The sequence below is a fragment of the Pseudomonas sp. B12(2026) genome (assembly GCF_057767015.1).
Map to the genome: position 1 here is coordinate 3,054,382 of NZ_CM173430.1, position 17,972 is coordinate 3,072,353.

The 17,972-nt window shown below is 64.9% G+C and carries 16 protein-coding genes; 14 read left to right on the plus strand and 2 right to left on the minus strand.

Annotation, left to right across the window (positions count from 1 at the left end):
• Window positions 1-109: 109 nt before the first annotated feature.
• The gene (locus AC3B6A_RS14235) at window positions 110-283 is read left to right on the plus strand and encodes a hypothetical protein (RefSeq protein ID WP_488397859.1); all 174 of its coding nucleotides are present in this window, start codon (window positions 110-112) and stop codon (window positions 281-283) included.
• Window positions 284-433: 150 nt separating this feature from the next.
• On the opposite strand, the gene AC3B6A_RS14240 is transcribed toward AC3B6A_RS14235, so the two are convergent.
• Window positions 434-676, minus strand: a complete 243-nt coding sequence (locus tag AC3B6A_RS14240) for a hypothetical protein (RefSeq protein ID WP_488397860.1) — start codon at window positions 674-676, stop codon at window positions 434-436.
• Between the two features lie 181 nt (window positions 677-857).
• Here AC3B6A_RS14240 and AC3B6A_RS14245 point away from each other — a divergent pair, with 181 nt between their 5' ends.
• The 11 genes from AC3B6A_RS14245 to AC3B6A_RS14295 all read left to right on the plus strand — a co-directional run bounded on the left by AC3B6A_RS14245 (window position 858) and on the right by AC3B6A_RS14295 (window position 15,463).
• On the plus strand, window positions 858-1,856 hold the full coding sequence (locus AC3B6A_RS14245) for an HlyD family secretion protein (RefSeq protein WP_488397861.1): 999 nt from the start codon (window positions 858-860) through the stop codon (window positions 1,854-1,856).
• A complete protein-coding gene (locus AC3B6A_RS14250) occupies window positions 1,856-3,637 on the plus strand; it encodes an ATP-binding cassette domain-containing protein (protein WP_488397862.1) in 1,782 nt (593 codons plus the stop codon). The genes AC3B6A_RS14245 and AC3B6A_RS14250 overlap by 1 nt, the downstream gene beginning before the upstream one ends.
• Entirely contained in the window at window positions 3,634-4,764 is a 1,131-nt protein-coding gene (locus AC3B6A_RS14255) for an ABC transporter permease (protein WP_488397863.1), read from the plus strand. Before AC3B6A_RS14250 ends, AC3B6A_RS14255 begins: the two co-directional genes overlap by 4 nt.
• 2 nt (window positions 4,765-4,766) lie before the next feature.
• Entirely contained in the window at window positions 4,767-5,873 is a 1,107-nt protein-coding gene (locus AC3B6A_RS14260; RefSeq protein WP_488397864.1) for an ABC transporter permease, read from the plus strand.
• A gap of 10 nt (window positions 5,874-5,883) precedes the next feature.
• Window positions 5,884-7,371, plus strand: coding sequence for an efflux transporter outer membrane subunit (locus tag AC3B6A_RS14265; protein WP_488397865.1), 1,488 nt, complete (start codon window positions 5,884-5,886; stop codon window positions 7,369-7,371).
• A gap of 206 nt (window positions 7,372-7,577) precedes the next feature.
• Window positions 7,578-10,115: a type VI secretion system Vgr family protein gene (locus tag AC3B6A_RS14270; protein WP_488397866.1), complete on the plus strand. Its 2,538-nt coding sequence runs from the start codon at window positions 7,578-7,580 to the stop codon at window positions 10,113-10,115.
• Window positions 10,112-11,800 carry a Tle4 family T6SS lipase effector gene (locus tag AC3B6A_RS14275; protein ID WP_488397867.1) on the plus strand — a complete coding sequence of 563 codons (1,689 nt, stop codon included), beginning with the start codon at window positions 10,112-10,114 and terminating at the stop codon, window positions 11,798-11,800. The genes AC3B6A_RS14270 and AC3B6A_RS14275 overlap by 4 nt, the downstream gene beginning before the upstream one ends.
• 90 nt (window positions 11,801-11,890) lie before the next feature.
• Window positions 11,891-12,943, plus strand: coding sequence for a T6SS immunity protein Tli4 family protein (locus AC3B6A_RS14280; RefSeq protein ID WP_488397868.1), 1,053 nt, complete (start codon window positions 11,891-11,893; stop codon window positions 12,941-12,943).
• A 65-nt stretch (window positions 12,944-13,008) separates the two neighbouring features.
• Complete coding sequence (locus AC3B6A_RS14285; protein WP_488397869.1) at window positions 13,009-14,118, plus strand: T6SS immunity protein Tli4 family protein; 1,110 nt, start codon at window positions 13,009-13,011, stop codon at window positions 14,116-14,118.
• Window positions 14,119-14,160: 42 nt separating this feature from the next.
• Entirely contained in the window at window positions 14,161-14,421 is a 261-nt protein-coding gene (locus AC3B6A_RS14290) for a PAAR domain-containing protein (RefSeq protein ID WP_488397870.1), read from the plus strand.
• Between the two features lie 16 nt (window positions 14,422-14,437).
• Window positions 14,438-15,463, plus strand: coding sequence for a hypothetical protein (locus AC3B6A_RS14295; protein ID WP_488397871.1), 1,026 nt, complete (start codon window positions 14,438-14,440; stop codon window positions 15,461-15,463).
• A 32-nt stretch (window positions 15,464-15,495) separates the two neighbouring features.
• Here AC3B6A_RS14295 and AC3B6A_RS14300 read toward each other — a convergent pair whose 3' ends face one another.
• Window positions 15,496-16,119 carry an eCIS core domain-containing protein gene (locus AC3B6A_RS14300; protein WP_488397872.1) on the minus strand — a complete coding sequence of 208 codons (624 nt, stop codon included), beginning with the start codon at window positions 16,117-16,119 and terminating at the stop codon, window positions 15,496-15,498.
• Between the two features lie 345 nt (window positions 16,120-16,464).
• Here AC3B6A_RS14300 and AC3B6A_RS14305 point away from each other — a divergent pair, with 345 nt between their 5' ends.
• Window positions 16,465-16,950, plus strand: coding sequence for a P-loop nucleotide/nucleoside kinase family protein (locus AC3B6A_RS14305; protein WP_488397873.1), 486 nt, complete (start codon window positions 16,465-16,467; stop codon window positions 16,948-16,950).
• A gap of 57 nt (window positions 16,951-17,007) precedes the next feature.
• Window positions 17,008-17,946 (plus strand): class I SAM-dependent methyltransferase, encoded by a 939-nt coding sequence (locus AC3B6A_RS14310; RefSeq protein ID WP_488397874.1) that lies wholly within the window; start codon window positions 17,008-17,010, stop codon window positions 17,944-17,946.
• Window positions 17,947-17,972 lie beyond the last annotated feature (26 nt).

Consider the following 17,972-nt stretch of genomic DNA (forward strand, 5'->3'; position numbering starts at 1 on the left):
GCTTTTCATTTCGTGACAGGGAGGCGGCGCCGTTCGTCAGGCGCGCGCGGGAGCGGGCGCAAAGGCGCGTTCACTGGTCGGAGGGAACAGCCGACGGGAGGACGCGGACATGCCAAGACTCATCGCAGTGCTGCTGGCGGGCGTGCTGGCCGTCGCCCTCGGCGGCTCGTCCTGCACCAACCGCAACGAACATCCCGACGCCCCACCACCGCCGCCGACGCCACGGATGTCCGACGACATCAATATCGGTGCGCAGCCGGTGCAGCCCGTCCTCCAGCGCTGACGCGTCTTCTACAGCGAACCTGGAAACCCGCTGCGGGCTGAAGGAATCGCGGACAAGGTCCGCTCCTACGGGAAATATCGGTGCCCGCTCTTGTAGGAGCGGACCTTGTCCGCGATGGGCCCGGCACCTGATCCAGCCTTACGCTCGCCCCTACACCCGCCCCTTCCTCGCCCCGGCGGCGAGGATGAGCCGCGCCGGCACCAGCGCCAGCAGCCCGAGCACCGCGAAGAGGACGATGGTAACGACGCCCTCGCGCCGGTCCATGAAGTCCGTCAGCGCGGCCAGGCCGATGGCCAGGACGAACATCACCAGGCTGAACCACTGCATCAGCAGCGCGCGGCGTTGCCAGGGGGACTGTTTGACGGCCTGAAGATTCTCCATTTCGTCATTCATGACAGCGCTCCCGTTGAGGTGGCCTCTCCACGCTAACAGGCAATCCCCGCCCCCGGCCGCAGAGCTGACGAAACGCCCGCCGGAGCCCCTCTGCGACGCGCCATCGCGCCTGTCCGGGCTGCTCCGGCGATGAATAAATGGCTATCCTTCACCGCGTTGTCACCAAACATGGAAAGCCTTCATGCCGAAGAAGCTGTTGCTGGTCGTCGCTCTACTGCTGTTGCTCGGAGGTGGGTGGTGGTACCTGCACTCCCGCGAAGGCGGCGACAAGGGTCTGGTGCTCTACGGCAACGTGGATATCCGCCAGGTCTCGCTGGCCTTCACCGGCAGCGAGCGCATCGCGCTGATGGCGGTCGAGGAAGGCGACAGCGTGAAGGCCGGCGACGTGCTGGCCAGCCTGGACACCCGCACCCTGCGCCTGCAGATCGACCGGGCCCGCGCGCAGATCGCCGCCCAGGAGCAGAACCTGCTGCGCCTGAAGAACGGCTCGCGCCCCGAGGACATCGACCGCGCCCGCGCCCAGGAACAGGCCGCCCGCGCCCAGCTCGACCTCGCCAGCACCCAACTGCGCCGCCTGCACAACATCCGCGCCAGCAGCCCCGGCGGCCGCGCCGTGAGCCAGCAGGACATCGACAGCGCCACCTCGCAGCAGAAAGTCGCCCAGGCCCAGCTGGAAGACCGCCAGAAGGCCCTGCGCCTGGCCCGGATCGGCCCGCGCGCGGAAGACATCGCCCAGGCCGACGCCCAGCTCGCCGCCGCCCGCGCCGACCTCGCCCTGCTCCAGCACAACCTCGACGAAGCCGACCTCCGGGCGCCGCAGGACGCCACCGTGCGCTCGCGCCTGCTGGAGCCCGGCGACATGGCCTCGCCGCAGCGCCCGGTGTACGCCCTGGCGCTGACCGACCCGAAATGGGTGCGCGCCTACGTCAGCGCCGCCAACCTGGGGCGGATCAAGCCGGGCATGAAGGCGCGGGTCTTCACCGACAGCCACCCGGACCAGCCCGTCGAAGGCCACGTCGGCTTCATCTCCTCGGTCGCCGAGTTCACCCCCAAGTCGGTGCAGACCGAGGAATTGCGCACCAGCCTGGTCTACGAAGTCCGGGTGCTGGTGGCCGACCCCGACAACCGCCTGCGCCTGGGCATGCCGGCCACGGTACGTTTCGCCGACGAGCCGCGCTGATGTCCGCCTCACCGGTGATCCGCGCCGAAGCCCTGGCCAAGCACTTCCTGGTCAAGAGCTCTTCAGACAAGCATGGGGGAAGGACGGTGCAGGCGCTCAAGGACATCTCGCTGGACATCCCGCGCGGCCAGCTCACCGCGCTGGTCGGCCCCGACGGCGCCGGCAAGACCACCTTCCTCAGACTGGTCGCGGGACTGCTGCAAGCCGACGCCGGCCGCCTGACGGTGCTGGACCTGGACGTCCACGCCCGGCCGCAGCAGGTGCAGGACCGCATCAGCTACATGCCGCAGCGCTTCGGCCTCTACGAAGACCTCAGCGTGCAGGAGAACCTCGACCTCTACGCCGACCTCCACGGCGTGCCGCCCGCGCAGCGCGTCGAACGCTACCGGCGCCTGCTGGAAATGACCGACCTGACGCGCTTCACCCAGCGTCCGGCGGGCAAGCTCTCCGGCGGCATGAAGCAGAAGCTCGGCCTGGCCTGTACCCTGGTGCGCTCGCCGGACCTGCTGCTGCTCGACGAGCCCACGGTGGGCGTCGACCCGCTGTCGCGCCGCGAGCTGTGGGAAATCATCCAGCAGCTGATCGAGCAGGAGCAGCTCAGCGTGCTGGTCGCCACCTCCTACCTGGACGAGGCCGAGCGCTGCGCCGAGGTGTTCCTGCTGCACCAGGGCCAGCTGATGGCCCAGGGCGAGCCGGCATCGATCCGCCAGCACGCCGACGGCCTCTGCTTCATCGCCACGCCGCCAGCGGAGCAGCCCGCGCGCACCCTGCAGGCGCGGCTGCTGGACGACCGGCAGAACATCGTCGACGCCGTGCCGCAGTCCGGCGAGGTGCGCTTCATCCGCCAGCCCGGGGCCGACCAGCCGGCGCTGGAGCGGCTGCTCGACGGCGCCCCGGTGCGCCCGGTGGCGGCGCGGCTGGAAGACGGCTTCATGTTCCTCCTGCGCGCCCGCGCCGATGCCGAGGCGGTGGACATGGAATCGCTGCAAGCCGGCACGCAGCGCCATGCCGGGAACGGCGAAGCGGTGATCGAGGTGAAGGACCTGGTGCGCCGCTTCGGCGACTTCACCGCCGTGGCCAGCACCAGCTTCAGCGTGCGCCGCGGGGAAATCTTCGGCCTGCTCGGCCCCAACGGCGCCGGCAAGACCACCACCTTCCGCATGCTCTGCGGGCTGCTGCCGGCCACCAGCGGCACCCTCCAGGTGGCCGGGGTCAACCTGCGCCACGCGCGGGCCCAGGCGCGGCGCAAGGTCGGCTACGTGTCGCAGAGGTTTTCCCTCTACGGCAACCTCTCGGTGGCGGAGAACCTGCGCTTCTTCGGCGGCGCCTACGGCCTGGGCGGCAAGCGCCTGAGCCAGCGGATGGACGCGGTGTCCCGGCAGTTCGACCTGACCGGCCAGGAAGACGCCCCCAGCGGCCAGCTGCCCGGCGGTTTCAGGCAACGGCTGGCGATGGCGGTCGGCCTGCTCCACGAACCGGAAATCCTCTTCCTCGACGAACCCACCAGCGGCGCCGACCCGCTGGCCCGGCGCGGCTTCTGGCAGCGCATCACGGCGCTGGCGGCCTCCGGCACCACCATCATCATCACCACCCACTTCATGGAAGAAGCCGAATACTGCGACCGCATCGTCATCCAGGACGCCGGCCGGCTGCTGGCCATGGGCACCCCGCGGGAAGTACGCGAGCAGGCCGGCGGCCAGGGCAGCACGCTGAACATGGAGCAGGCCTTTATCGAAATCGTCGAGAGCAACCGCGAACAGGCCGGGGCGGGCGCGGCATGAGCGGCGGCTTCTGGCGGCGCCTCGCCTCGTTGACCCGCAAGGAAGTGCGGCAGCTGGTGCGCGACCGCAGCAACCTGCTGATCGGCATCGGCCTGCCCATCGCGCTGATCCTGATCTTCGGCTACGGCCTGTCGCTGGACGTGAAGCGCGCGCTGATCGCCATCGTCCTCGACGATCCCTCGCCCATCGCCCGCGACGTGGCCGCCAGCATCAGCCGCAGCGACTACCTGGTGCCGCTGCCGGTGCGCTCCTTCGCCGAGGCCGAGGCGCTGATGGAGGCCCGCGAGGTGGACGCCCTGGTGCAGTTCCCCTCCGACTTCGCCCGCCGCCTGGGCGACGGCAACGCGCAGGTCCAGGTGCTGGTGCAGGGCTCGGACGCCACCCGCGCCGCCAGCGTCGCCACCTACCTCAATGTGGCGCTGGCCGGCTGGGGCGAGAAGCAGGCCGACCGCAACGCCGGCCAGTCCCCGGCGCGGGCCGGCGCGGTGACCATCGTCCAGCGCATGTGGTTCAACGCCGCCAACACCAGCACCTGGTACCTGGTGCCGGGGCTGATCGTGCTGATCATGACCCTGGTCGGCGCCTTCCTCACCGCCCTGGTGATGGCCCGCGAATGGGAGCGCGGCACGCTGGAGGCGCTGTTCGTCACCCCGGTGCGGCCGGTGGAAATCCTCCTGGCGAAGATCATCCCCTGCTTCGCCATCGGCATGATCGGCCTGGCGCTGTGCCTGACCGCCGCACGCTTCCTGTTCGACGTGCCGCTGTACGGCTCCTTCGTGGTGCTGGTGATCGCCTCCATGCTCTACATGCTGGTGGCCCTCGGCATCGGCCTGCTGATCTCCTCGATGACCCGCAACCAGTTCCTCGCCAGCCAGATCGCCCTGCTCGCCAGCTTCCTGCCGGCGATGATGCTCTCGGGCTTCATCTTCGACCTGCGCAACGTGCCGCTGGCGATCCGCGTGATCGGCAACCTGCTGCCGGCGACCTACTTCATGGAACTGGTGAAATCCCTGTTCCTGGCCGGCGACTTCTGGCCGCTGATCCTCAGGAACTGCGCGATCCTCGCCGCCTACGCCGTGACCCTGCTGGGGCTGGCAAGGCTGGTGACGCGCAAGCGGCTGGACTGAAAATGACCGAATTCTTCTGGCGCATCCTCAACCTCTGGCGCAAGGAACTGCTGGTGATCCTCAAGGACCCGGCCAACCGCATCGTGCTGGTGGCGCCGGTGCTGATGCAGAGCGTGCTGTTCGGCTACGCGGTGACCTTCGACCTCAACGACGCGCCCTACGCGCTGCTCGACCTCAGCCGTGGCGAGGCCTCCAGCGAGCTCGTCGCGCGCCTGGACGGCAGCGGCATCTTCCACCGGGTGGCGACCCTGACGCGGGTGGAGGAAATCCAGACGGTGATCGACGAGCAGACCGCGCTGCTGGTGATCCACATCCCGTCGGATTTCCAGACCCGCCTGGCGCGCGGCGACCAGTCGCCGATCCAGCTCATCCTCGACGGGCGCAACTCCAACACCGCCGGCTCCGCCGCCGCGGGGATGGCGACCATCGTCGCCGACTTCAACCGCGAGCGGGGGCTGGCGGCGGCGCCGCTGAGCGTGGTCAGCCGCGCCTGGTACAACCCCAACCTGGAAACCCGCTGGCCGCTGATCCCGGCACTGATCGCCACCCTGAGCATGCTGCAGACGCTGATGCTCACCGCCCTCTCGGTGGCCCGCGAGCGCGAACAGGGCACCTTCGACCAGCTTCTGGTGACGCCCTACACGCCGCTGGAAATCATGCTCGGCAAGGCCATCCCGCCGACCCTGATCGGCCTGACGCAGGCGACCCTGGTGCTGCTGCTGGCGCTGTTCTGGTTCCGCATCCCCATGGCCGGCTCGCTGCCGGACCTCTACGGCGGGCTGGCGGTGTTCACCATCGCCTGCGTCGGGCTGGGCATGTCGATTTCCGCCGTGTCGCTGAACATGCAGCAGGCGATGCTCTACACCTTCGTGCTGATCATGCCGCTGACGCTGCTCTCCGGCCTCGCCACGCCGGTGCGCAACATGCCGGAGTTCCTGCAGATCGTCACCTACGCCAACCCGCTGCGCTTCGGCATCGACCTGATCCAGCGCATCTACCTGGAAGGCGCCAGCCTCGCCAGCGTGTCGCTCAACCTGTTGCCCATGCTGGTGCTGGCCGCCATCACCCTGCCGCTCGCCTCGTGGCTGTTCCGCCACCGCCTGACGTGAGAGAAACCCCATGAAACCTTCCCTCACTCCCCTCGCCTGCTGCCTGCTCCTGCTGGCCGGCTGCGCCGTCGGCCCCGACTATGAAGCGCCAGAAACCCAGGGTCCGGCGAGCTGGCAGGCGGCCCATTCCGGCGACCCGGCGCTGCAACCCTGCGCCGGCGCCACGCCGCTCGCCGAGGACTGGTGGACGCTGTTCGACGACCCTGTGCTGAACAACCTGCAACGCCGCGCCGGCAAGGCCAGCCCGGACCTCGACACTGCCGTGCTGCGCTTCGCCCAGAGCCGCATGCAGCGGCAGATGGTGGCGGCCCAGCGCGGCGTGGACGTCAACGCCTCGGCGGCGGTCAACCGCCAGCGCATGAGCGAGAACGGCGCCAACGCGCTGATGATCCAGCGCATCGGCCCCGGCGCGGACAGCGCGGCGATCAGCAAGGTCCTCGCCGAGCCCTTCACCCTCTACCAGGCCGGCTTCGACGCCTCCTGGGAGCCCGACCTGTGGGGCCGCATCCGCCGCTCCATCGAGGCCGCCGACGCCAGCGTGGCGGCGCAGGCGGCGATGCTTGAGGAAGTGCGCCTCGGCGTCGCGGCGGAACTGTCCCGCGCCTACTTCGAGCTGCGCGGCGTGCAGCAGCAGATCGCCGTGACCCGCCAGGACCTGGCCGCCACCGAGGAATCGCTGCAACTGATCCAGGCCCGCGCCGACGGCGGGCTGGTGGACGATTTCGACGTCGAACGCCAGCGCGGCCAGCTCGCCGACCTGCGCTCACGCCTACCGCAGCTGCTGGCCAGCGAAGGCGCGGCGATCAACCAGATCGGCGTGCTGATCGGCGCCGAACCCGGCAGCCTGCGCGAGGAGCTCAAACCAGTGGCGCAGGCCGAGCCGCAGACGCCCGACCTCAGCCTCGGCCTGCCCGCCGAACTGGCCCGCCGGCGCCCGGACATCCGCGCCGCCGAAGCCCGGCTGCATGCCGCCACGGCCAATATCGGCGTGGCGGTGGCCGATCTCTATCCAGCGATCCGCCTGGGCGCGCGCTTCGGTTTCGAATCCACCGAGGACGGCCGCATCAGCGACTGGGGCAGCCGCAGCTGGAGCGTCGGCCCGAGCCTCTCCGTGCCGGTCTTCGACAACGGCCGGCGGCGCTCCACCGTCAACCTGCGAACGCTGGAACAGCAGGAAGCCGCCGTGGCCTACCAGCAGACCGTGCTGAAAGCCTGGCAGGAAGTCGACGACGCCCTGAGCCGCTACGGCGCCGAACGCCAGCGCAACCGCCAGTTGCAGGACAAGCAGCGCAGCAGCGACATCGCCTACGGCATGGCCCGGGCGCGCTACGCCGGCGGCCTGACCGACTTCCTGGTGGAACTGGACGCCCAGCGCGCCTACCTGCAGGCGCGCCGCGACGTGGTGGACAGCGACACCCAGCTGCGCCTGACGCTGATCGCCCTGTGCAAGGCCCTCGGCGGCGGCACGCCGGCTACCGAGGTCTCCGCCAGCAACTGAACTGGAAAGCACGAAGGTGGATCGCAAAACCCCACCTTCGCTGTATTGCTCGTCATGAGCCCCATCCGATTTCTGGGAAAACTCTCACAGCGCATAACGCCTCACCTGACAGCCCGGGCTAAAGCCCCTGCATAGCATCCGACCTTCTCGAAGTTACTGGTCCGCCCGTACCCGTACGGACCTCAAACCTCAACAAGGAAGGTTCCATGCGTCAACGGGATTTGCGGTTCACCTTCTCCATACAGTCCAGCCCGATCGAATTCGAAGTCATTGAATTCACTCTGGAAGAAGCCCTCTGCGAGCCCTTTCGGCTGACCGTTGAACTGGCCAGCCACAAGAATCACCTCGACTTCGGCCAGATTCTCGACAGACCGGCCTTGCTGACCCTCTGGCAAGGCACCCGCGCCGTGCGGCATGTCCACGGATTGGTCTCCAGCTTCACCCAAGGCGCCACCGGCTTTGTCCGCACCCGCTACCGGGCGGTGATCGAACCGCGACAGGCACGCCTTCAGCTCAGCTCGGACTGGCGCGTGTACCAGAACAGGAGCGTGCCGGAAATCGTGCAGGCCACGCTCGCCGAACACGGCATCCTGCACTACCAGCAGAACCTGCACACCGAACACCTACCCCGTGAATACTGCGTGCAGGCCGGCGATACCCATTTCTATTTTCTGGAACGACTCCTGCGCGAGGAGGGAATCGTCGCCTGGTACACCTTCGACGAGAACACCCACCTCCTGCACCATAGCGACAAGCTCTACGTGCAACCACGTATTCCAGGCGGGCCCGTGCAGTTCAACGCGCAACCCGCAGGCGACAACCCCGAACCGGTCATTCGCTCATTCAGCTACACCGAAAACGTCCGTACCGCGCAACAGACCCAACGCGACTACACCTTCAAGCGCCCTTCGCTCGACCAGCAGCAAAACGCCCGTGGCGACAATCTCGACCATCAAGGGCTGGATTACGAGCGCTACGACTACCCTGGCCGCTACAAGGTCAGAGGCGCCGGCAAGCCCTTCACCCACAACCGTATCCAGGGCCACCGCCGCGACGCGCAGGTTGCACGGATCGAGGGCGACGATCCCCGCCTGCTGCCGGGGCACTCCTTCCAGTTGCAAGGCCATCCCCGCGATGACTTCAACACCTGGTGGCGTCCCGTACGCATCCTCCACAAGGGCGTACAACACACCAGCCAGGAAGACGAAGCCGCTTACTCCGAGCAAGGCGTCACCTATGACTACACCGCCGAAGTGGTCGCCGAGGACGTGGAATGGCGGGCCGAACCGCTACCCAAGCCGCGCATCGACGGGCCGCAGATCGCCACGGTGGTGGGCCCTGCAGACGAGGAGATCCATACGGACGAGTGGTCCAGGGTGAAGATCCAGTTCCCCTGGGACCGCCTCGGCCAGAATGACGAGTTCAGCTCCTGCTGGGTTCGCGTCGCCCAGAATTGGGCTGGCGCCAACTGGGGCCACATGGCCATTCCGCGCATCGGCCAGGAAGTGATCGTCAGCAACCTCGACGGCGATTGCGACCAGCCCATCATCACCGGCCGGACCTACCGGGCCACCAACCCGGTGCCCTATGCCCTGCCCCGTCACAAGATCCTCAGCACCATCAAGAGCAAGGAGTATCGGGGCAGCCGCGCCAACGAACTGCGCATCGACGACACCACCGCGCAGATCAGCGCGGCCTTGATGAGCGACCACGGCGCCACGCACCTGCACCTCGGTTACCTGACCCACCCACGCCCCGAAGGCGGCGCGCCACGCGGTGAAGGCTTTGAACTGCGCACTGACGAACATGGCGCACTGAGGGCCGCCAAAGGTCTGCTGCTGAGCACCGAACAACAGTTGAACGCCAACGGCGGGCAACTGAATCGCGGCACGGTGGTGCAGGTGCTGGAGGCCGCACTGCAACTGGCCAAGGGGCTGGGCGACTATGCCGGCGAACACCAGGGCATCAGCCACGACGCCGAGCCGCAGAAGACCTTGAGCGAAGCGGTCACCCGCCTCGGCCAGGGCGCCAACGACGAACCCAGCCAGGGCCGTGGTCAGGGTGGCAAACCTGCAATCGCCCTCAGCGGCCCGGCAGGCATCGCCGCCGGCACCCCGCTGTCGATCACCCTGGCCGCCGGCGAACACATCGACAGCGTCGCCCAGCAGAACCAGCAACTCACCGCCGGGCAGAAGCTGGTTATCAACGCCGGCACCGACCTCGGCCTGTTCGCCCAGAGCGGCGAGATGCGCCACATCGCCCACCAGGGCCAACTGCTGATGCAGGCCCAGCACAACGACATCCGCCTGCAGGCCGACCAGAGCGTGGAAGTCAGCGCCAGCAAGCAGCACGTGCTGGTCTCGGCAAAAGAGCACATCACCCTGATGTGCGGCGGCGCCTACCTCACCCTCAAGGGCGGCAACATCGAACTGGGGATGCCCGGCAACTTCATCGTCAAGGCGGCCGAGCACAGCCTGATCGGCCCTGCGCACGCCTCCACCACGTTCAACACCTGGGACTCGGTGCCCTTCGACGATACCTACGTCCTGCGCGACGAAAACACGCTGGAGCCACTAGCCCATCGAACAGTGGAGCTCCTTCGTGGCGATGGCTCGACCCAGGTGCTCACCACCGATGCCCAGGGCCGGCTGCCAAAGCAGCAAGACCTGGCGATGGATCGCGTGCAGATACACGTCCGCCCCAAGGGAACCCCCAGCCTCGATGACAAGGAGTCCAACGCATGACCAGCCCTGCACCCGACAGCGATCAGGAAATCATCGTTCCGCGTAGCCGCGACAGCCAGGGCCGCCTCGTCTACAACACGCTGCTGACGCGGACCGAAGACCAGCGCGAGAAGACCTTGCTGGTGAGGCAAACCGCGACGATCCCGGTGATCTTCATTCCGGGGATCATGGGAACCAATCTTCGGGACAAGGAAAGCAAGAACACCGTGTGGAGGCCGCCAAACATCGGCCTACATCCCGGCGACATTCTTTCGGCCATTGGGGCATTGCTGGTCTGGTGGGGACGCGGGCCCAAAGATCGACAGAAGTTGCTCAAAGCCGAGAAAGTCGAAGTGGATGATCAGGGAACAATCGACACGGCCCCCTCCGAGCTCAGCGAAGAGGCCGCGCGTCTGCGCGGCTGGGGCAAGGTCATGCGCACGGCCTACAACCCCATCATGGCGCTGATGGAAAGCCGGCTGGACCGGATCGTTCATCGGGCGGAACCCCAGGGATGGTGGAAGGAAGCAGGCCAGCACTCGCCGGCCGATTACGGCGAGGAACTGGGCAAGGCAGGGGCACTGAGCCAGGAGGACCTGAGCAAGGCCAGCAAATACCAGTTCGACGTCTGGTGCGCAGGCTACAACTGGCTGCAATCCAACCGTCAATCCGGCCTGGACGTCCGGGAGTTCATCGAAAACACGGTACTGCCCTTCTATCAGAAGCAGGGTGGCGTCGCCCCTGAACAACTGGCGCGGATGAAAGTCATTCTGGTCACGCACTCCATGGGCGGCCTGGTCGCCCGGGCGCTGACGCAGATTCATGGTTATCAGCGGGTTCTGGGCGTCGTGCACGGTGTCCAGCCCGCCACCGGTTCATCGGCCATCTATCACCATATGCGCTGCGGCTATGAGGGTGTGGCACAGGTCGTACTCGGTGCCAATGCCGGCGAGGTAACGGCCGTGGTGGCCAACTCCCCGGGCGCGCTCGAGTTGGCGCCCAGCGCCGAATACCGGGGAAGCCGTCCCTGGTTGTTCCTGTGCAATGCGCAAGGGCATGTCATCAAGGACATCGACGGACAACTCCGTGCCTATCCGCAGTACGGAGACCCGTATGGGGAGATCTATAAAAGTTCTGCTTGGTATGGATTGGTGCCGGAGCAAAATACTAAATACTTAAACATGTCCGAACAGAACAACAAGAACAAAGACCCAAGAAAAGAATTCAATGATCGAATAGACGATGTATCCGGATTCCATGATGAATTATCTATATCAGGCTACCACTCAGAAACTTACGTCCATTATGCAGCAGACGATAGGCGTCCTAGTTGGCGAGATATGATCTGGCAAGGCGATACGACACCCTTGGAAGTATTAGGGGCCAAGCCTGAAGACGACGAGAACGGCAGCTACAAAGGCTGGTTCCATCGCAGCCTACCAGCGGTGACCGAAGGTCCTTTGCGCTTCTCCATGACAGACGAAAGCAAGGGAAGTGGCGGCGACGGCACGGTACCGACGGACTCTGGACAGGCGCCGAGCCTGGCCGGTATTTCCGCCAGCTTTCGCCAAGGCGGCAAGGGCAAGGGCCAACACAACACAACCGAAGGCTACGAACACCAAGAGAGCTACAACGATGAGCGCGCCCAATGGGCCACGTTCTACGGCCTCATCAGGATTGCCGGGCTCGCGGATTGGCAGGAGTGAACCCGCACTATCGCCTAGTCCTTCTTGGACTCATCGCGCTGGCCCTGCATCACCGGTTGCGCATCGTCCTCTTCTACACGGAACTCCTACATGGATAAAACTGGTTGGATCACCCATTGTTTTGGCCGTTTCCTCATTGACCTACCACCTGATGCAGACATTAAGGCAGGTTACTACCTATGGGGCGACAACATAGAACTCCTTAATGACTCACCCTTGGAACTAACAAAAAGAATAGAAAAGCGCGAGCAAGAATTAATAAATGAGAAAAACATCAAAACACAAAGAAGTAGATTTATACGAAAAATCAATCTTGACAACGGAACAGGAATACTTTCCTGGCGCTCAAACTACAGCACCGAAACTTATTTGCTAGACGCTTATGTAATATCGAAACCGGCCGGGAACGTCTATCACTGGGCAGCGGGTGTGACGAAAGATCGTGAGGCTCAAGGACTTGATAGTGCCAACAACTTGTCGCGCAGTCTCCGTTCTCTAGATGTAGGTGAAATCCCCACCGAGCCCGGCTTCTGCATAGAGCGCGCCTATATCGCAGGAAACAGCTACCAAAGCGAAGACTTTGATGTGGGTGTGACGTTCCCTAACCATCCGGGTGCTTTCCTCTCGTTCCGCGCAAGCACGGGAGCCGAGCAGGATCGACTATTGGACCGCGTCAGTGGCTTCCTCATCGGCGCAGCAAAAATGGTGGCAGGTATCGAGACCCTGAGAAAGCGTGAGCGCACAGGTGCTATCCCCGCCGATGAATACCTGGTGGCAGGAAGCGACAAAGAACAGCGTGTTTATACGTTCATGTGGGAGTCCCAGGGCAAGGACGACTCAATCACCGAACCTCACATCAAAGCCGAACTGAGCGCCCTTGAGCGCAACCGCGATCACGACGGCAACCTGCCGCGTCCAGCTTTCAAGTCGGACAAGGAAGCCCTGGACCTGTGGGACACCATCATCGACTCCATCCGCCTGCGCCCGGTAACCCCAAACCTCGGCGGCTCACGCGACAACCCACCCGCCTCTCCCAAAAGCCCTTCCGCCACCAGCTTCCGCCATGAGCCATCCGATGATTATGCGATTGCGGAGTTCCTCGCCAGCCTGACGCCGAAGAAGAACTGGATGGACGATCTGTAATGTCCAGGGACAGTCACCCGGTAGTCAGAATCCGCCCGACTGGAGTGCTTACTGCATGCGCTCTGATGACGCTATTGATGACAGCCGCCTGCACATCGAGCGAACCCGTACGCAATAACGAAATGGATAAAACTGGTTGGATTACTCATTGCTTTGGCCGTTTCCTCATTGATCTGCCACCTGATTCAGATATCAAGGCTGGATATTACCTTTGGGGAGATTCAATAGACTTAATCAGTGACTCATCCGATGAACTCACCAACAGGATCAACCAGCGCGAGCTTGAGCTAAAAAGAACCAGACACGATACAAAAGGTCAACTCTTCATTCGGAGAGTTGACTTGGGCCATAGCGCGATCGGATTACTCTCCTGGGCCTCAGATGTCAGCACGGAGATGTATCAACTAGACACTTACTTGGTCTCCAGCCCAAAGCGGAATACTTATTACCAGAGAGGTGGTATCTCTATAGATAGAGAGAATAGAGGAATCGAAATTGCAAAATCTCTCGCCAGAAACCTACGCTCCCGAGAGCCTAACGAAATCCCCACCGAACCCGGCTTCTGCATAGAGCGCGCCTATATTTCAGGAAACAGTTATCAAGGCGAACGCTTTGATATCGGCGTGACCTTTCCAGGTTACCCTGGCGCGCACTTCGAGTTCAGCTCCAGCACCGGTGCCGAACAGGATCGCCTGCTTGATCGTGTGGGTGGCTTCCTGATGGGGGTAGCAAAACGGATAGTCGGCATCGAAACCCTGAGAAAACGGGAGCGCTCCGGCGCCGTGCCTGCGGATGAGTACCTCGTCGCGGGCAGCTATCAAGGGCAACGCATTTACACCTTCGCCTGGGAAGCCCAAGGCAAAGATGAGTCGATTACAGAGCCCAACGTCTCCGCCGGGCTCGAGGTGGGCGAAAGCGACCCCGACGCGAACGGCAACCTGCCACGCCCTCCCTTCAAGTCAGACAAGGAAGCCCTGGACTTGTGGGACACCATCATCGACTCCATCCGCCTGCGCCCGGTAACCCCAAACCTCGGCGGCTCACGCGACAACCCACCCGCCTCTCCCAGAAGCCCTTCCGCCACCAGCTTCCGCCATGAGCCATCCGATGATTATGCGATTGCGGAGTTCCTCGCCAGCCTGACGCCGAAGAAGAACTGGATGGACGATCTATGACGGACGGCAAGACGGCACAGTATCGAACGACGAGAACAAACGATGGACATCATTCGCCTCGGTGACAGCACCAGCCATGGCGGCAAGGTGCTGGAAGCCTTCAGTCAAACCAACCTCAATGGCCGCCCCATGGCGGGTGTCGGGCACATGGTGGCATGCCCGCTGTGCAAGGGCGTGTTTCCCATCATCGAAGGCAGTGCCTTGCTGGATGTCGATGGCATTGCCGTTGCCCTACACGGCATGAAGACCGCCTGCGGCGCCAGCCTGATCGCCAGCGATCCAAAGGGCGAGGTGCAACAGTGATGAACGGTATGACGATATGAGCGAACCACACCCGATCATGGACCGCTCCGCCCGGGCCCGAGCAATGCTGGATCGACTCGCACTGGAATGTCTGGATCTGATCTGGCGGGGATGGCATGAGGCATATCGCTTTCGCTGTACCCATGGTCACGAGTTCACCCGCCCTCTGGCAACGGTGATTCACCCGCGCTCCAGGGGTTGCCCGATTTGCGTAATGGACTCAAGAAATCGTCGGCTTTTCAAACTGGCGCGCGAAGCGGGTGTGGAGTGCCTCGAACCACAATGGTTGGGCCCCGACGTACAGCATCGATTCCGCTGTCCCCATGGGCATCAATGGTCACGTTACGGCGAACGGCTGTGGCGGCGGATCAGTTGCCCACATTGCGGAGACAATGCAGGTCACCAAAAACGACGCCTGGTCAATGGGCTGCAAAGGCTGCAAAACACTGCGGCTGAACGAGGCGGAAACTGCCTTTCCAACCAATTCCACACAACCCACGACCGCTATCGCTTCCGCTGCAAACGTGGCCACGAGTGGGAAACTGAAGGATACGAAATCCTGCGTGGCCGCTGGTGCCGGGAATGCTCTTGGCTGGAACGATCAGAAAGCTATCTCTACAAGGATGGAATCGGCCGACTCAAACGCATTGCCCTGGAGCGGGGTGGCCAATGTCTAAGTGAAAAGTACATGGGCAGCGGCGGCAAGTATCACTTCCGCTGCGGCAATGGGCATGAGTGGAGCAGTACTGGCAATCGAATAGTGCGAGGTACGTGGTGTCGTTTGTGCTTCGATGAACGTAGACGTATGCAGAGCTTGGCCGACGCCCATCAGCTCGCCACCGAGCGAGGTGGCCAGTGCCTGACGCTGAGCTACCCGGGCCATTCGGCAAAATGGCATTGGATATGCCAGCGCGGCCACTCCTGGCATAGCCTGCTGTCTAACGTACGCAAGGGGCATTGGTGCAAGGAGTGCTTCCACATGAGCCAGATCACCAATCCAAACTCGAAAGCCTGGGCTCGCTATCGACCTGTCGAGTCTTGAGCGGCGCCCGAGGCGCGGGCCCGTGCCAGCCGCTAGTGCGACACGGCGGCGGTCTGCTGGCTGTCGCGCAGGTCCTTGGCCACCCGCCGCTGCATCTCGTAGGCCGGCGCCTCCACGGCGTCGAAGTCCGCGCTGTAGCGGTTGGCGAAGCCCTGCACGCCCCACTCCTGGAACTGCTTCACGTGCCACAGCTCGTGAGCCCAGAGGGCGACGTCCTTCTGCGCGTCCTCCGGGCGGCGGAAGACGATCACGTCGACCAGGGTGACCGCCTCGGTGTCGGGGTTCTGCATGATGGTCTGGGCGGCGTTCAACTCGTCCAGCGCGCCGGTGGAATAGCGCGCCGCCATCAGCACCTCGTCGGGGTAATAGGCCTGCAGTTGCGCGCGGATCTCCAGCGGGATCGGCTGGGTGCCGCCCTGCTCCGCCTGGTCGCGGGACTCCTGCAGCCAGACGCCCAGCGCCTGGCCGGCCATCTTGCGGGTGTCGGCGATCACCGGGCCGAGCACCGCGCCCAGGTCCGGCAGGCAGACGCAGGTGTCCAGGCAGACCTGGCGTTGTCCTTCGGGACAGCTGACGGCAAGGGCATCGACGGACACGGCCAACCCGGCGAGCAGCGCCAGGGCGCGCAGGATGCGGGTTGGAAGGGGGGATGGCATGGGGGAGCTCCGCTACGGCGTGGAGAGAGGCATGGCGGTTGGACCACGGCGCGGCGCGATCATGCCATGCCGCCGGCGAAAAAAGAGCGCTGGCGCGACGCAAGGCGTTTCTGCTAGCGTCTGGCCCATGAATGCCGCCAACCGCACCTTCCAGCAGATTATTACCACCATCGCTCCGATGGTGGGTTAGCGCATTCCGCAGACAACCAAACCCGCCTCCCGGCGGGTTTTTTAATGCCCGCCGTCCGAGGCTCCCGATGAGGAGACACCGATGGACCCGGCAAACCACCTCCCGCAAGCGCTCATCCAGCCCGCCGACGGCGCGGACCTGCCGGAGGCCGCGACATGAGCACGGGCACCCTGCACCTGCTGTGCGGCAAGGCGGCATCGGGCAAGTCCTGCCTCGCCCGCGAACTGGCGCAGGCGCCGGGCACCGTGATGCTGGCCGAGGAAGAGTGGCTGGCCGAGCTGTTCCCCTGGGGCATCAGCACGCCGGACGACTACCAGCTCTACGCCCGCCGGGTGCGCAAGGTCATGGGCCCGCACGTGGTCGGCCTGCTGCGCGCCGGCACCAGCGTGGTGCTGGACATCCCCGCCAACACCTTGGCCGACCGCCGCTGGCTGATCGGCCTGGCGGAACAGGCCGGCGCCGCGCACTGCCTGCATTTCCTCGACGTCGACCCGGCCACCTGCCGCAGCCGCCTGCTGGCGCGCCACGCCCTGGCGCCGCTGGCCGCGCCGCTGGACCCGGCGGGCTACGAGGCGCTCAACCGCTACTTCGTCGCCCCGCGCCCGGAGGAAAAGCTGCAGGTGCAGCGCCATGGCACCTGAGCGCGTAGAATCGCCGCCCCGATTGGCCCCAATCGCCTGTATAGAAAGACCACCCGCATGAACACCGACGCCATCGCCACCCTGCGCGAGCAACTGCTCACCGCCCTGAACCCCGCCCCCGCGGAAACCCGCCGCCTGTTCCACGGCCGCGGCCGGCGCTGGCCGGGGCTGGAGCAGGTCACCGCCGACTGGCTGGAAGGCGTGCTGCTGGTCTCGCTGTTCCGCGAGCCGGCCGAGGACGAACTGGCCGCGCTACGGGCGATGCTGGTGGAATTGGCGCAAGGCGACATCTGGCGCGCCAGCGGCGCCCGCAGCCTGATGCTGCAGCACCGCTACACGCTGGAAAGCACCATGGAGGTGCTGTCCGGCGAGGCCTTCGACGGCTGGCAGATCAGCGAACACGGCCTGCGCTACCAGCTCGACCTGGGCCGCAAGCAGAACAACGGCCTGTTCCTCGACATGCGCTACGGCCGCCGGTGGGTGCAGGCCAATTCCGCGGGCCTGCGGGTGCTCAACCTGTTCGCCTACACCTGCGGCTTCTCCGTGGCGGCGATAGCCGGCGGCGCGCAGAAGGTGGTCAACCTCGACATGGCCCGCGCCGCGCTCAGCCGAGGCCGCGACAACCACCGCCTGAACGGCCACGACCTGTCGAAGGTGAGCTTCCTCGACCACGACCTGTTCAAGTCCTGGGGCAAGGTGAAGAAATCCGGCCCGTACGACCTGATCATCATCGACCCGCCGAGCTTCCAGAAAGGCAGCTTCGTCCTCGACAAGGACTACGCCCGCGTCCTGCGCCGCCTGCCGGAACTGCTGGACGGCCACGGCACCGTGCTGGCTTGCGTGAACGACCCAGGCGTCGGAGTCGACTTCCTCCTCCGCGGCATGGCCGCCGAGGCGCCGCAGCTGCGCTTCGTCGAACGCCTGGAAAACCCGCCGGAGTTCGCCGATATCGAGGAAGACAGCGGGCTGAAGGCGCTGGTGTTCCGCCTGGGCTGAAAGCGCTTTTCGTAGGAGCGAGCTTG